This is a genomic window from Microcoleus sp. N3A4, assembly GCF_036701805.1.
Taxonomy (GTDB): Bacteria; Cyanobacteriota; Cyanobacteriia; order Cyanobacteriales; family Microcoleaceae; genus Microcoleus.
The window spans coordinates 16,410-31,885 of the sequence record NZ_JAUBRJ010000036.1 but is presented as its reverse complement, the minus strand read 5'-3'; the positions used below and the strand labels follow the sequence as shown (position 1 = coordinate 31,885).

Genomic DNA, 15,476 nt, shown 5'->3' with positions numbered 1-15,476 from the left:
AAACTCCAGAGCTATCTGGATTGTAGCCAGTAAATCGCTGCTCCTAAATCTTCCTCTAACAGAGGGAATCAAAACCTAATTCTTGTCACCCCCAAGGATGGGGGCTAGGAGGAATCTTTGCAGGACTCAAACAGCGGGCCGATACTACTTTGGACTTGATTGTTAATACAAACCTGAGATTTGGTGCGGGAGTATTATGTCGCCTACTTTCCTGTTTTAACTTCTAATACGCCGCCGTTGTTGGGGCTAAAAGTTACTTGGAATTCAGCAGTTTTTTCAGCGACTGCTGCGGCACCGGCAGGAGTTTGCAAAACCGGCAGAGGAGTTTCTTTGATGAAATCTTTAGCTGCTTTATTTGTGGGATCGAACTGTAGGATATCGCCGTTTTGTTTCACTTTGACCCGATAAGTCAAACTTTCGGTAAATGTCGGAGTTGTTCTCCATTTTTGGTCGATTTGTGCATACAACTGCTGTCCGATCGCATCGAGTTCGGCTTGGTCAGAAATCTCTGATGTGGCACTGGTTGCTGCATTGGGCGCGGTGGCGCTGTTAGCAGCAGCGATGGGTGCAGGGCTAGCCGCAGCATCAATGGGTGCAGGACTTGCAGCATCAATGGGTGCAGGACTGGCAGCAGCGATGGGTGCAGGGCTGGCAGCGATGGGTGCAGGGCTGGCAGCGATGGGTGCAGGGCTGGCAGTTGGCGCGATCGAACTTGCTGCGATTTCCGGGCTGGGGGGAGAACTCACAACCGCCGCCGGAGTCGCCGCCTGCGGTGCAGTTTCTGCTAGTTTCGCTTGCTTTAGCTGGCTGGAAACAACAGACATATTGACCGCAGCTAAAGTAACCATTGCTACCAACCACGAGGCTGCCAGGATGCCGCGTTCGATCGGCGAAGCTTCTGAGGCAACGGCTGCGTGAGACACAAAAGGTGCAGGTGCGATCGGCCTGTCAGCAGTCTTAGCAGCCCCAGGCTTTTTGCTAGCAGGTAATGGCATCGGTAGCGCGGCGGCTTCTGTCTCCGAGTCCGTTGCTTCATCGCCTTCGTGGTGCGCGTAGCGAGAAAACAGGAACTCCAAAGCAAAGTTGCGAAGTTCGTAGTATTTCGGGTCTTCCATAATCCGCACCCGGTTGCGGGGACGGCTGAACGGAACGTGCATATCTTCGCCGATCGAAGCTGCAGGCCCGTTGGTCATCATCACGATGCGATCGGCCAAAAACAAAGCTTCATCAATATCGTGAGTAATCATAATGACGGTAATTTTGTGCTGCCGCCAAATTTTCAGCAATTCTTCCTGCAACTCTTCCCGCGTAATTGGGTCTAGAGCCCCGAAAGGTTCGTCTAAAATCAAGAGTTTGGGTTGAGTTGCCAGAGCTCTGGCGATCGCCACCCGCTGTTTCATCCCCCCGGACAATTGGCCCGGTCTTTTGTGACCAGCTTCGGTAAGCCCGACTAATTCCAAGTGTTCCTGGACGATCGTATTGTGTTCGTCGGCGGACTTTTCCGGGTAAACATTTTCAACGCCGAGGTGAATGTTTTCAGTAGCAGTCAGCCACGGCAAAAGCGAGTAGTTTTGAAACACCACCATGCGATCGGGGCCTGGTTCAGTAATCTGCGAACCTTGCAGGGCCACTTCTCCGTTTGTCGGCCCGTTGAATCCCGCGATCATATTCAGCAAAGTTGATTTGCCGCAGCCCGAGTGACCGATCAAACAAATAAATTCGCCTTCATTAACAGTCAGGTTTACACCGTCGAGAACGACGTAAGGGCCTTTAGGAGTTTCGTAGACTTTCGATACGTCTTTAATCGTAAGAAAGTCTGGCTTCTCCGTTTGAATTTTGGTTGTTTGGGGGGTTTTGAGAGTTTGCATATTTTCAGTATTGGGATTTTGGGTTGGGGTATTAGTCATGACAACTTAGGATTGAGAATTTGAAATTAGGGAGTTAGGAAGCGGGAAATGTGGAGTCTTGTTTCCTGATTTCTTGCTCCTCATTCCCTCTTCCTATTTGCTGGTTATGCTGGCAGTTTGATGGAACACTGACTGCCTATTTGTTCAATTAAGATTTCTTCAATGCGGACGCCGCGCTTGATTTTGACATTGTGAAGATAGTCGATCGGGTCGTCTAGATTAAACACAGTGCCGTCAAATAGCTCGATCGTCCGGCGAGCTCTGGAAATATCCGGCAAACCCAATTCGCGCACGGCTTGACCGAAAACATCGGGCCGCAAAACTCGATCGACCACTTCCACCCAGTTTTTCGGGAACGGAATCAGTCCCCAGCGAGCCATCTGCGCCATCACCCACACCATTTCTAGGCGGTCTGGACAATTGGTTTTGTCAACGTAGAACTGGTTGAAGTTGTAGAGCATTTCAGGTTCTGCCTCCGTACCGGAGTTGTACGGATCGATGAACCCCGGACGGATGTCTTTCGGATCGGCGCCGATGTATTGTCCTTGGCTAATCAATTCTAGGACTTCTTCGCGGTTGCGGCGGTCGTCGCAGTAGTCGCAGGCTTCCAAAAGCGCTTTGACGAGAGCGAGGTGGGTTTGAGGATATTTCTGAGCCCAATCTTCGGTAACGCCGAGAACTTTTTCGATGTGTCCGGGCAGAATATCGAGGGAACGGGCCATGACAAAACCCGTACCGCTGTTGACTGCGTGGGAGTTCCAGGGGTCGCCCGAGCAGTAGCCGTCAATGTTGCCTGCTTTTAAATTCGATACCATCTGCGGAGGCGGAATCACGGTCAAGCCCACGTCGAGATCGGGGTCGATGCCGCCGGCGGCCAGCCAGTAGCGGAACAGCAGATTGTGCATGGAGGCGGAGTGTACCGTGCCCAAGGTGTGAACTTTATCTGGACTCTTGGCGATCGCAGCTTTGAAATCCTCTAATGTCCGAATACCTTGTTTGTAAAGGTGTTTGCCGAAAACAATCGAATTGCCGTTGCGAGACAGCGTGAGGGCGCTGCAGACGGGCACAGGGGCTTCGCCGTCCAGGCCCAACAGCATGGCGATCGGCATTCCTGCAACCATTTGCGCCGCGTCCAGCCGTCCTTGAGCGACTCCTTGGGCGATCGTTTTCCAACTAGGTTCGCGGCTGAGAGTAACTTCTTCCAAGCCGTGGGCTTTGAAGAATCCTTTTTCTTTGGCTACGACTAAGGGGGCGCAGTCGGTGAGGGGAATAAAGCCGATGTCGAGGTTGATTTTTTCCAGGCCGTTGCGGGCGATGACAGGCGGTTGTTGTTTGGCCTTGCGCTGTTTGACCCGCTTTTGCTGGTTGAGGAAGTAAACCATTTCGTTACGCAGCGCGTAGTAACTCGGATGGTTGACAACTTCCATGCGCTTGCGGGGGCGGGGAATGTTCACTTCGAGGATTTGCCCGATTTGCGCTTCCGGGCCGTTGGTGAGCATCACAATGCGATCGCTGAGCAATAAAGCCTCGTCCACGTCGTGAGTTACCATCACGCTGGTGACTTTGCTCTCCTCGCAAATTTTCATCAACTGTTCTTGCAAACCGCCGCGAGTTAAAGCATCGAGGGCGCCGAAGGGTTCGTCTAGCAGCAGCAGTTTCGGGCGAATCGCCAGGGCGCGGGCGATCGCAACTCTTTGTTTCATCCCCCCTGAAATTTCGCCTGGGCGTTTGTCGGCGGCGTGTCCGAGTCCGACTAATTTAATGTGGTGTTCGATCACCAACTCGCGATCTTCTTTAGAGTTACCGCTGTAAATTTCATTTACTGCTAGGGCGATATTTTCGCGCACCGTCAGCCAAGGTAGCAGCGAGTAATTTTGAAACACCACCATTCTATCCGGGCCTGGATCGCGGACTTCGCGCCCTTCTAAAGTAATCCCGCCCTGAGTTGCGTTGTCGAGGCCGGCGATGATATTTAGCAGTGTAGATTTGCCGCAGCCCGAGTGTCCGATTAAGGTGATGAATTCTCCCTGTTTTATTTTCAGTTCGATATTTTTAAGAGCGATGTATTGCTCTCCATTTGGCAAGTTAAATACGCGGTCAACGTGGTCTACTTCAACAAATACTGACATGGCAATTTTAGGTTAGTTTGTAATTTCTAGATGCTAGTTATTAATTGGGCATTGGGGATTGGGCATTGGGCATTGGGGATTGGGCATTGGGGATTGGGCATTGGGGATTGGGCATTGGGGATTGGGCATATATAATTATTCCCGCTTCCTAATAACTAATCACCAATCACTAATCAACCATGCCCCATGCCCCATGCCCCATGCCCCATGCCCCATGCCCCATGCCCAAATTCTATTTCTGTTCTTCGGGAACAACTTTGGAAGCGATGAAACCAACAATTCTGTCTAAAATTAAACCGACAATTCCTACATAAAGCACTGCTAGAATCACGGCGCTGAGTCGAGAACTGTTGTAAGCGTCCCAGATGAAGAAGCCGATGCCGACGCCCCCGACTAACATTTCCGCAGCTACGATCGCCAGCCAAGACAAACCGATGCCAATTCTCAAGCCCGTGAAGATGTAAGGAACTGAAGATGGTAGCAGGATTTTCCAGAAGTATTTTTGGTTGGGGAGGCGCAATACGCGGGCGACGTTTCTGTAGTCTTGGGGTATTTGTTGAACGCCTACTGTGGTATTAATTAAAATCGGCCAAATTGCTGTAATTAAGATCACGAAAAGCGCTGAAACTTCGTTAGCTTTCACCCCCATTGCTTCAAAGGGATTGAACTGTTGAAATACGGCCAGGGCGATCGGCAGCCAAGCCAGAGGCGGGATAGTTCTGAATACTTGAAACAGCGGGTCTAAAGCATCGAACATTAAGGAGTTTGTACCGATCAGGATTCCCAAACTGATGCCGAGAACTGCTGCCAAAGTAAAGCCGATCGCCACCCGCTGCAAGCTAGCCAAAATTTGCCAGAACAAGCCTTTGTCTGTACCGCCGTTGTCGAAGAAAGGATTGATAATCAGATTCCAGCTTTCTTGGACAGCTTTGATTGGCCCCGGCAAGCTCGACTCTGGACTGCTGCAAAGGATTTGCCAGATTACGAGCAGAACTGTAATTGCTACCAGCGGGCGGATGATTTTTCGGCGGTTTTTTTGAACCAGATCCAGAACGAAATTTACTGGATTTTTGCTTTTAGAAACAGCGAGGTTTGTTGCCATTTTTGTTTTTGCAGTATCGTGAATAATCGATTATTTGTAGATAATTTGAACAGAGTTCAGCAGGTTCGACTCGTGGAACTAACCCTCGGTTTCATTCCGCCCAACACTATCAATTTTAGGCGTTTGTCAACTGTCAACTGTCCCCAGTCAACAGTCAACATTTGACTAATTATGCTTTTTTGATTGCCAGACCCTTCAGATATTCTTCTGGTTTTTCTGGGTCGAACTTCACGCCGTCAAAGAAGGTTTCGACACCGCGAGAAGTCGTAGCAGGAATTTGGGCTGCGGGAACGCCAAGTGCTGTCGCTGCTGCTTTCCAAATATCTTCGCGGTTAACTTTATCAACCGTTGCTTTGATGTCGGTAGTTGCCGGGATATAACCCCAGCGAATATTTTCAGTGAGGAACCAAGCATCGTGACTCTTGTAGGGATAGGAAGTATTATCAGCCCAGAATTTCATCGCCACTGGGCTGGCAGCTTCAATGCGGCCGGTACCGTAGTCAATTTGACCCTTTGAGCGACCGATAATATCTGCTACTGGAACTTTTAACCACTTATCTTGAGAGATGATTTGGCACATCTCATCGTGATTTTCTGCCTTGTCGCACCACTGCTGGGCTTCCAGTACGGCCATTGTTATTGCTTTAGCAGCTTTGGGGTTTTTGTCAACCCAATCTTTTCTTAAACCTAAAGCTTTTTCAGGATGATCTTTCCACATTTCTCCAGTTATTAAGGCGGTGTATCCTACCTTTTGAGTAACTAGCTGAGCATTCCAAGGTTCGCCTACGCAAAAGGCTTCCATGCTGCCAGATTTCATGTTCGCTACCATTTGGGGCGGCGGTATGGGAATCACCGAAACATCTGTATTTGGATTAATACCGCCGGCTGCTAGCCAGTAGCGCAGCCACAAGTCGTGGGTGCCACCGGGAAAAGTCATAGCAACAGGAAGGTTTTGGTTGCCAAAAGCTGCTTTCAGGGGTGCGCTGTCTGTACCTACTTTTAATTCGAGGTATTTTTTGCTGAGGGAAATTGCTTGACCGTTAGTATTTAACCGAGCGAGAATGTACATCGGCACTGGCTGATTGCCTTTGGTAACAGTGCCTAATGTCATTTGGTAAGGTAGCGGGGATAAGATGTGGGCGCCGTCAATGCCGCCTTTGTCGGAACCGAGTTCTAAGTTGTCGCGAGTAACTGGCCAAGATGCTTGTTTGGTAACTTGTACGTCTTTCATGCCGTACTTAGCAAACAGCCCTTTTTCTTGGGCGATGATTAAGGGTGCTGAGTCGGTGAGGGCGATGAATCCGAGTTTGGCTGCGGTAACTTCTGGGGCGTCGGCGGGGTTGATGTTGACTGCTGGGGCGGCGCTGGGTGTGGCGCCGCTGGGAGTTGCGCTAGATGTGGTGGAACCGGAACTGCAACCGTGGGCTAGGAGGGTGCCGGCTGCTGTTACTCCGGCGGTGATGATGAATTTTCTTCTGGAAAGGTTGCTCATTTGTCTTGAATTGTTGTTGTACTTTGAGATGGTGGAAATGTGAGATGCGATATCAATTCCGGTTGCACCGTCAGGTGACTGTTGACTGTTGACTGTTAACTGTTGACTGTTGACTGTTGACTGTTGACTGCGCTCAGGGCGACGCTGTTGACTGTTGACTGTGAAATGACATGATTTTGTTTGTCCCGATCCATCTCACATTGTGAGATTAAGCGTCGATCGACACTTTGCCGATCGCCCGCGCGCTGCAAGCTAAAATGAACCCCGGTTCTAAGCCGGCCGCCGCGTCGGGTTGGCTGTCGTAGACTGTTTTGCCTTCTAGGAGTTTTTGCTTGCAAGTGCCGCAGGTTCCCGATCGACAACTGCTATCGAGTTCAATCCCAGCGCGATCGGCAACATCGAGAATGAATTCATCTTCGCTGCAAGCAACTTCTTTGCCCGATCGAGCGAAAATGACAGTAGATGTCTGAGGTTTGGCTGCCGGGACTGCCGTTTCGTCCATCTCAACCGTCAGTTGCAGTTGCCGGTTGAGGGAAGCTACCTCATTTTCTTGAGATAGATTGGGAACTGCCCCGAAGTTATCGACTAAAAGTTGGCGCAGCACTGGTTTGAGGTCTTCGCAAGGGATGCTTTTTTGGACGCAAGTACCCAAATGAGCGTCTTTGCCGACTGTGCCTCCCATGAAAATGTCTACACCTTCGAGGGTTTTGCCGTTCTTGCGAACTTTTGTGCCCATCAAACCGATGTCTGCTACTTGGGGTTGAGCGCAGGAATTGGGGCAACCAGTCCAGTGAATTCTGACCGGTTTGGGAACTGACAGTTCGGCTTCGAGTTCTTCAATCATTGCCACGGCGCGGCTTTTGGTTTCGATGAGGGCGAAGTTGCAAAACTTCGAGCCGGTGCAGGAAACCAATGCTCGCATCAGGGGTGCGGGGTCGATCGAAAAACGCTGCAACAGCGGTTCTTTTACCAGCGATTCAATCCGCGAGTCGGGAACGTTAGGGATGATCGCGTTTTCTTCGACGGTGAGCCTGAGTTCGCCGCTGCCGTAAACCTCGGCGATTCTGGCCAAATCGAACAAATCCGATGCAGTTAGCCGTCCGACGGGAACGTGCAGCCCTACATAGTTAAGCCCGGATTGTTTTTGGGCGTAGATACCGATGTGGTCGCGTTTGTCCCAGAGGATTTCATCTTTGAGGGCGGCGGGAGGCAAAGTGCGACCTAATTCTTGTTCGACTTCGGCTCGGAATTGTTCGATTCCGAGTTCGTCAATCAGCCACATCAGCCGCGATTTTTGGCGGTTTGCTCTCGGGCCTCGATCGCGAAACACAGTTAAAATTGCTTTGCACAAATCTACAACGTCGCTGGGACTTGCCCAGGCGTTGAGGGGAACTGCCGCCTCGCAGCGTTTGGCGGAGAAGAAACCGCCGACTAAAACGTTAAAGCCGATGTTGCCGTCTTTGTAGGCTGGTACGAAGGCGATGTCGTTGATTTCTGCGTGGACTGAGTTGTCGCGGCAGCCTGCGATCGCAATATTAAACTTTCTCGGCAAATTTGAAAACGCGGGGTTGCCTTCGCCGCTGTTGGTAATCATGTCTTGGACTTGGTTCGCCAGTTCCCGCGTATCTATCAGTTCGTCCGCGTCCAGGCCCGCGACTGGGGAACCCGTGATGTTCCGCACGTTGTCCATGCCAGACTGAATGCTGGTCATGCCCGCTTCTTTGAGGCGGCGGAAGATGTCTGGCACGTCTTCGATGCGGATTCCGCGCAGTTGCAGGTTTTGTCTGGTGGTGATGTCGGCGCTGCCGTCGTCGCCGTAGCGCTGGACGATTTCTGCTAGCGTTCTGGTTTGATTGCTAGTAATGATGCCGTTGGGGAGACGCATCCGCATCATGAATTTGCCGGGAGTTACTGGCCGAAAGAAGATGCCGAGCCATTTGAGGCGGTGCTCGCGATCGGTTTCGTCCATTGCTTCCCAGCCGATTGTGGCGAAGTGGTCTAGTTCGCCTTTTAATGCTAAGCCATCTTTTTCGGCTTTGAGTTTTTCAAACTTGTTCAGGCTCGCTTGGGCTTTGGGTTCTACTGTTTGGGTCATCGGTTTACCCTCGCTGCTGGCTTGTGTGGGGAGGTATTGACTTGGAGCATAAAGTGTGTGTTTCCTGCTAACCTTAGTGACTGTATGGATTTAAAACTGTATATTTAGTTACTAGATGGAATTTCTTTTAAGCATGGTTGGTCTTCTGTAAACTTGAGCTTGACTGGGTGCTGGCTCGAACGTCGCAAAACTATTTATGGTTATAGTTGCTACCGATGGTTCGGTCGATCGCTGAGTTTCGATGCACCTTAGTTATGAGCTAATGTAAAGCGCACCACTGTAAATATTCGTAGCTATTTTTACAAAATATTGAGTTTTATGAATATTTCGCATTGTGACCATGCGTTTTATACATTGGGTAATTGGTAAAAACACCCACAAAACCGAAAAATCTCTCTAAATTTTTAGATTTAGGAGGGGAGAGGGGGAAATTGGAATATATAAGATAATGTTGTGACTGCGATCGCAGACTTAAAACGCAGCTCGTCACACAATTAGAGCCGTCGCTGTCACACAGTTTGCCTCAAAACATCACGTTCTTTGCTATGCCAGCGTCACTCTTGATTTTCGGAGAACGAGAGATGATACAAGTATCGAATTAAGGGAACGTCTCATGTTTTTAGTTCAACTTATCCCCGGCGCTATTTCCGAAATGCTTGCCTCTGTTACCGATACGGGTTGTTTGACTTTAGCCGATCGCTACGGTTTGATGGCCGCTGTTTTAGACGACTCTCTCGACGATGAATGCAGACTTTCGATCAACCGCCTGCTGCGTTCTGTGATCAAGGGAAGAGTCAAGATAGTCAACGAACTCTCGGTGATAGGTTAACAGCATTTAAAAAATGGCAAGGCCCAATAGTTGCGAGCAACTATTTGTGAAATTTGATTGATTTATGCAGCGCTTCAAGTGCTGAAACCACCGCCCTAGTTAGAAAGAACCCGCGATGCCTGCACCTGATGTATTGCAGGAAGTTTGTTGACTGTTCTAAAAACGTGCGATCGCTACTCGCCGTCTAAATTTTTTTGATTCTCCAATTCTCGCTTTGTGCAGCACTTCCAGAAAAAGTGCTGATTCACAGTTTTGTTAAACGATTGAGACCCTTTTCGGTCGATCGCTTATAGTAGTAAAAGTAGTAAAATTGTGGGCGATCGGCATTTCTAGAGTTTGAGCAGTGAAGTCATCACAACAAACGTAATTATAATTATTAGATATCTCCATAAAAGCCAGTCTTGAACAGGCAAGATGCCTGTTCCACAATAATTATTGAAGAGGTCTATTGAACAGGGCTGGAGATGGCAGGCAAGTTATGAAAATTATTAATCAAACAATCGAAATATTAACAGAATCAGGCATCGGCATCTACAACATCATATCAAATCCGGTAGCATCGGAATTAATATTACCCACAGCTTTCGACACGGCGAGTGCCTTAGTCCCTACCGCGATTAATTGTAGGGACTAAGGCACTCGCCGTGTCCTCTGTATACTTTTCAGGTAAGTGAGTGAGGTAAATAGCAGAGGTAGGGACACGGCAATGCCGTGTCCCTACGGAGAGCGATCGAGATGCGATCGCCGGACAAAATCTTTACCGAAACTTTAATAAATTCGGTCGGAATGTATGATTTACTAAAAATTAAAAATAGTCGATCGAGCAGACTGGACACTTTAAAAATTATTCCCAGGGAGCATTTTATGAATTCCATTACTAAAAACAGCATCCACTGGACTTACTCAGTGGCTGTTTTATGTGCAATTATCGCACTACAGCAACAAAAAGCTACAGCAGCAACGCTATCTAACGGCTGGAATTATGCGATCGATTCCTTCAGCGACGGTGTGACAGGGACTCAAATCGGCGGTGGCCAATTTGAATTTTACGGCATCGCCATCAAAGAAACATCAGATACAGCTTTCATCGCGATTAACTCCAATCTGAGTTTAGCAGGATATGCCGACCCACTAACTCAAAGAGGCAACATCAACTACGGCGATTTATTCTTCAATTTTTCCGGTCAAAACTTCAAGACAGCTAACGCAAACGGCAGCTTGTTTGGTATCCGCTTTGCCGGAGGAAATGACTCCAGCGTAGCCACAACAGGCATTTACAGTAACGTTACTGCTAAGAACGTCACCCAAATTAACTCTGGCTTTACAAATATAAGTCAATTCAACGATCGCGTTCTATCAGCAGGTGGAACGCCGTCTATGGGAGATTTAGCTGCCACCGACCCCTATTTTGAACAAACAGGTAACTGGACTGTTCTCAACTCAATTGCTACGGGTACAAAAGTAGGAGAAATCAATCTTTTAACGCCAGCAACTTTGAGCGCCCTCGGTCTTAATTTCGCTCAGTTTAATGCAGTAGGTTCTCAAACAATCGGATTCAGTTTCAATAAATCCTCAATGCCTTCGGGGAACTATATTGCTAACTTTTTTGCCGAGTGCGCTAACGATGCGATCGCCATTAAAGGCTCTTTTGAACAAGGCTCTGCTGAACCAGTACCAGAACCTGCTACTATCTTCGGTACTTTAGCCGGATTTGGGATTCTAGGCATTGGTGCGGCGAAACGCAAAATTCAGCGCAAGATTAGCTGAAATGGATTTTAGATCGCTCCCCGTAGGGACACGGCAATGCCGTGTCCTGCACTTCATAAACTGCAATCTGCTGTATCTACTACTCCTCTAAGCTAGATTGAAATTGGCAGCATTAATCTGGCTGGCAGACACCCCATTGAGAGAGGCTAAAATTTCACCTGTTGCTGACAAACGGATGAAAGTTGCACTGTTTTCTTGAGTAATTGACAGTTTGGAAAAAGTGAGATTGTTGGCGAGTATTAGCAAATCTTTGCCATCCTCAAAATCCAAGATAGTATCGATGCCAGAATTGGTGGAAAGCAAGAATCGGTCGTTGCCAGCACCTCCTGACAAAACATCACTTCCCAAACCGCCAGTCAGCAAATCATCACCGTTACCACCCAGTAGAAGATCGGTGCCATTACCGCCATTCAAACTGTCATCACCGCGGCCCGCAAACAAAACATCATCACCGCTACCTCCCAGCAATGTATCGTTACCATTGCCACCATAAAGAGTGTCATTCCCAAGGCATCCATCTAGCAAATCATTATTTTGATTTCCGCTTAAGAAATCATTGCCATCGCCTCCGCAGATACTATCATCTCCGAAGTTACCGTAAAGACTATCCTCACCTTCGCTGCCAAAGATAATATCATTTCCCTTACCCCCCAATCCGATATCATTTCCTTTATCGCCGTCGATAAAATCAGCACCGGCATTGCCAAAAAGTAAGTCGTTGTCTTCCTGACCATTTATCGAATCGTTGCCCCGATCGCCGAAAATGATATCTTCACCTTCACCGCCGAAAATGATATCATTGTGTTTGCCACCCAACAGGATATCATCTCCCCGATCGCCACTAATAAAATCATTTTGTTTGTTGCCGTAAAAAGTATCGTTGTTTTCGCCCCCATATAAGTTGTCATTGCCGAAACCCGCATCGAATATGTTCGGATTTGAACTGCCGTAAAAAGCGTCATTATCGGGAGTACCAAACTGGATTTCACCGCTGCCATTGCTGGTGATAATATTTTCAGCTTCATTGGGTAAATCCAAATTTGGATATTTAATAGTATTGCAAATGCAATCACTTTCAGTTGAACTTGGTGTCGGTGTTGCCAATGGTGTCGGCGTCGGAGTTTCCGATGGTGTGGGAGTTGGTGAAGTCGGAGTTTCCGATGGTGTGGGAGTTGGCGTCGGTGTCGGCGTCGGCGTCGGCGCTGGTGTTGGCGCTGGCGTCGGAGTTTCCGATGGCGTTGGCGCTGGCGTCGGTGTTGGCGTCGGTGTTGGCGTCGGCGGTGTCGGCGTTGGTGTTGGCGCTGGTGTCGGTGTCGGTGGTTCTGGTGTCGGCGTTGGTGTGGGCGTCGGCGGTGTCGGCGTTGGCGGTGTCGGCGTCGGTGTGGGCGCTGGTGTCGGTGTCGGTGGTTCTGGTGTCAGCGTTGGTGTCGGTGGTTCTGGTGTCGGCGTGGGTGTTGGCGTCGGCGTCGGTGTCGGTGTCGGCGCTGGCGTCGGTTCTGGTGTCGGCGTCGGTGTCGGCGGTGTTGGTGTCGGTGTCGGCGGTGTTGGTGTCGGTGTCGGCGGTGTTGGTGTCGGTGTCGGCGTTGATATAGGTATTGGTGTTGGCGTCGGCGGTGTCGGCGTCGGTGCAGTGTAATTAATAATAGTTGTGGTAGCGGTATCAGTGGTAATTATTGGTGTTACCGCTGCGATGCCTGTAGGATCTGACAGGGTGACTGCTATAGTTTCATCGGGTTCAACCGTGGTGTCGCCCAACACATCCAGAGTGATGGTTTTTGATGTTTCACCCGTCGCAAAATCAATCGTGCCAGTAGCATTTTTTGCCCCAGAAGTGCCGCCGATATTGTTGTAATCGCTGCCGTTGGTAGCAGTTCCTCCTATTGCATATTTGACGCTACTTGCCCCGTTAGTGACGTTGCTGCGAGTCACAGTGAAAGTTAGAGGTGTTTTGCCGCTATTGCCTTCGTCAATGGTGGCAGTATCGGTGGCAATGGCATAAGCAACAGAAACCGGATCGGAAATAGTTAGTGTGGTTTTTTTTGTGGCACCCGCAACGCCATTGGTAATAGTGCCAAGGTTGAAAATTGCGGTTTCGGCATTTTCAGAGATATTGTCTGGCTTGATAGTAACTGCAATATTCTTGGTGAGTGCGGCACCTGTTGCACCGGCGGGGAATGTAATCGAAGTAGGGGAAAAGGTGTAGTCTGTATTTTGGGTGGCTGTGCTGCTGGAGTCGAGGAGAATTGGCACAACTACATCGTTTAAGGGAGTGCCACCGGTGATCTTGACGGGAATATTAACTACTGTGTCTGTTGTTCCTTCCACACCGCTGTAAGTGGCCGCACCAAAATTAACTGTATTCGATGTATTCAGCAGAATCGAGACAGTTTGACCGGAAGCCGTAGCTATATCCAACTTACCGTCAGCATTAAAATCTCTCGCAACCGCAAAAGCAATATAACCATCAGTGTTCGGGGCCTTCGGGAGCGTAAAGTTGCTGAGAGTACCAAATTTACCCGTACCATCTCCTGACAAGACTGAAAGTTCCTGCTGCACGTAGTTAGACGTGGCTAAATCGAGTTTGCCATCGCCACTAAAATCCCCTGCAACCACAGATTCGGGACCTCCAAATAGATAAGGTGTGACACTAAAGTTGTTAGCAGTATCAAAATTACCCGTACCATCTCCCAAGAAGACTGAGACAGATTGATTCAAGTTGTTATTAGCCGCAATATCGAGTTTGCCGTCGCCATTAAAGTCGCCTGTGACGACAGTGCGAAACTCAGTTCCGGGGGAGGTAAGGTTAACGGGGGAGTTAAAGTTGCCTTTACCATCTCCTAAGAAAACGGAGATGTTATCAGTCAGTTCATAGTTCGACGTGACTAAATCGAGTTTGCCGTCGCCGTTGAAGTCGGCTGTGTCAAGAGTAAACTTGCGTGCTTGTGTGTTAATCTTAACGGCAGTGCCAAAGCTACCAGCACCGTCTCCCAAAAGTATTGAAATGAAGTTATCCAGATAAGGAGTTGTGGCTAAATCTAACTTACCATCTCCATTAAAGTCACCGGTTACGATCGAAGCATGATCTATATTTTCACCAAAGTTGGTAGGATCGCCAAAACTGCCAGTACCTGTCCCCAGCCGGATGGAAACGAAATTGCCGTTACCTTGTCCATCCTTACGATTGGCTACAGCTAAATCGAGTTTACGGTCTCCATTAAAGTCGCCCACTACAACGCCAGTGGGATTCTCCTTACCTGCTGGCTTAAGTAAGCTGATAGGAGTACCAAAGCTGCCCGTAGTGCCCGTCCCCAACAATATGGAAATATCTCTTGGGAAGAAGCGATCCTGCTTACCTGTCACTACTAAGTCGAGGAAACCGTCACCATTAAGGTCGCCCGTATCAATGTCTCCAGCATTTGGTACAGTATAGTTCCTGGCTTCACTGAAGGTTGCAAGGACGTGGCTGTATGCTGCTAGAACTTCAGGCCGAAATGCTAAAGAGGCTGCTATTTTCCCGGTTGTCACTTCTAGTTCCCAGTCCCCACCTTTTGCTACACTTCCGGTGAGGTTTTTGGAGGCGGCAACGTTGGTATTTGTGAGTTGGGCGATGCGCTGGATGAAGGTGAAGGATGTCAATGCAACATTGCAACCGTAAATCAGAATCTCCGCACCCTGAGTTAAAGCACTCCGCCACTGCTGCAATTTCTCGGAATAAGTTTCCAGATTTTCAGAACACAATCTAGTTTTGCCCAGTTGCAAGCTACCCGGAGCACCGTGAGAAACTATGTGAATGCTGTCAATATTGGTACGAAGAGCTAAAATTTCCGTAATTTGGTCGATCGCATCTCTGTCCCCATCCAAAACCACTACTTCCTTACCCGGTGTTACCCCGGCAATCAAACTTTGATAATCTTCAACTTGAGAATCGATAAAGGCGATCGCACTTCCTGAAACTTGAGTATTTAATTTTGGCATCAGATACCTACTGCGGGTTGAAAAAAGAGTAAAAAATTTGTTGTCTCAACCATAAGGGTTTATCGCATAAAACTCTGTAAAGATTTATTGATAAATAAGCCAGTAGGGACACGGCATTGCCGTGTCCCTACAATTCACAAACCTGGAATACGCTGTAAGCTGTCGCGCATTTAAATTGTA

Annotated in this window: 9 protein-coding genes and 1 pseudogene; 3 read left to right on the top strand and 7 right to left on the bottom strand. The window is 48.8% G+C overall.

The features are described 5' to 3' along the window. Nucleotides 1–203: 203 nt before the first annotated feature. The 6 genes and pseudogenes from QUA56_RS20565 to QUA56_RS20540 form a co-directional block, all read right to left on the bottom strand. Nucleotides 204–1,907, bottom strand: a complete 1,704-nt coding sequence (locus QUA56_RS20565) for a nitrate ABC transporter ATP-binding protein (protein WP_333360935.1) — start codon at nucleotides 1,905–1,907, stop codon at nucleotides 204–206. 104 nt (nucleotides 1,908–2,011) lie between these two features. Further along, the gene (locus QUA56_RS20560) at nucleotides 2,012–4,036 is read right to left on the bottom strand and encodes a nitrate ABC transporter ATP-binding protein (RefSeq protein WP_333360933.1); all 2,025 of its coding nucleotides are present in this window, start codon (nucleotides 4,034–4,036) and stop codon (nucleotides 2,012–2,014) included. Between the two features lie 232 nt (nucleotides 4,037–4,268). After that, nucleotides 4,269–5,138: a nitrate ABC transporter permease gene (ntrB, locus tag QUA56_RS20555; RefSeq protein WP_333360931.1), complete on the bottom strand. Its 870-nt coding sequence runs from the start codon at nucleotides 5,136–5,138 to the stop codon at nucleotides 4,269–4,271. Between the two features lie 169 nt (nucleotides 5,139–5,307). After that, nucleotides 5,308–6,630 carry a CmpA/NrtA family ABC transporter substrate-binding protein gene (locus QUA56_RS20550; RefSeq protein WP_333360929.1) on the bottom strand — a complete coding sequence of 441 codons (1,323 nt, stop codon included), beginning with the start codon at nucleotides 6,628–6,630 and terminating at the stop codon, nucleotides 5,308–5,310. Between the two features lie 208 nt (nucleotides 6,631–6,838). Then, nucleotides 6,839–7,132 carry a 2Fe-2S iron-sulfur cluster binding domain-containing protein gene (locus tag QUA56_RS20545; RefSeq protein ID WP_333361006.1) on the bottom strand — a complete coding sequence of 98 codons (294 nt, stop codon included), beginning with the start codon at nucleotides 7,130–7,132 and terminating at the stop codon, nucleotides 6,839–6,841. A 57-nt stretch (nucleotides 7,133–7,189) separates the two neighbouring features. Then, nucleotides 7,190–8,725 (bottom strand): annotated as a pseudogene (locus QUA56_RS20540) (ferredoxin--nitrite reductase); the annotation flags it as partial. A gap of 613 nt (nucleotides 8,726–9,338) precedes the next feature. Here QUA56_RS20540 and QUA56_RS20535 point away from each other — a divergent pair. The 3 genes from QUA56_RS20535 (at nucleotide 9,339) to QUA56_RS20525 (ending at nucleotide 11,321) form a co-directional block, all read left to right on the top strand. Next, nucleotides 9,339–9,554: a hypothetical protein gene (locus tag QUA56_RS20535; RefSeq protein WP_333360927.1), complete on the top strand. Its 216-nt coding sequence runs from the start codon at nucleotides 9,339–9,341 to the stop codon at nucleotides 9,552–9,554. Nucleotides 9,555–10,032: 478 nt separating this feature from the next. Continuing rightward, complete coding sequence (locus tag QUA56_RS20530; protein WP_333360925.1) at nucleotides 10,033–10,188, top strand: hypothetical protein; 156 nt, start codon at nucleotides 10,033–10,035, stop codon at nucleotides 10,186–10,188. A 230-nt stretch (nucleotides 10,189–10,418) separates the two neighbouring features. Further along, entirely contained in the window at nucleotides 10,419–11,321 is a 903-nt protein-coding gene (locus tag QUA56_RS20525) for a PEP-CTERM sorting domain-containing protein (protein WP_333360923.1), read from the top strand. A gap of 87 nt (nucleotides 11,322–11,408) precedes the next feature. Here QUA56_RS20525 and QUA56_RS20520 read toward each other — a convergent pair whose 3' ends face one another. Further along, complete coding sequence (locus QUA56_RS20520) at nucleotides 11,409–15,296, bottom strand: DUF4347 domain-containing protein (protein ID WP_333360921.1); 3,888 nt, start codon at nucleotides 15,294–15,296, stop codon at nucleotides 11,409–11,411. Nucleotides 15,297–15,476 lie beyond the last annotated feature (180 nt).

Excerpts from the sequence above, each read along its gene's own strand:
- QUA56_RS20530 (WP_333360925.1), top strand. The coding sequence starts at position 10,033 with ATGAAAATTATTAATCAAACAATCGAAATATTAACAGAATCAGGCATC.
- QUA56_RS20520 (WP_333360921.1), bottom strand. The coding sequence starts at position 15,296 with ATGCCAAAATTAAATACTCAAGTTTCAGGAAGTGCGATCGCCTTTATC.
- ntrB (WP_333360931.1), bottom strand. The coding sequence starts at position 5,138 with ATGGCAACAAACCTCGCTGTTTCTAAAAGCAAAAATCCAGTAAATTTC.
- QUA56_RS20545 (WP_333361006.1), bottom strand. The coding sequence starts at position 7,132 with ATGGACGAAACGGCAGTCCCGGCAGCCAAACCTCAGACATCTACTGTC.
- QUA56_RS20565 (WP_333360935.1), bottom strand. The coding sequence starts at position 1,907 with ATGACTAATACCCCAACCCAAAATCCCAATACTGAAAATATGCAAACT.
- QUA56_RS20550 (WP_333360929.1), bottom strand. The coding sequence starts at position 6,630 with ATGAGCAACCTTTCCAGAAGAAAATTCATCATCACCGCCGGAGTAACA.
- QUA56_RS20560 (WP_333360933.1), bottom strand. The coding sequence starts at position 4,036 with ATGTCAGTATTTGTTGAAGTAGACCACGTTGACCGCGTATTTAACTTG.
- QUA56_RS20535 (WP_333360927.1), top strand. The coding sequence starts at position 9,339 with ATGTTTTTAGTTCAACTTATCCCCGGCGCTATTTCCGAAATGCTTGCC.
- QUA56_RS20525 (WP_333360923.1), top strand. The coding sequence starts at position 10,419 with ATGAATTCCATTACTAAAAACAGCATCCACTGGACTTACTCAGTGGCT.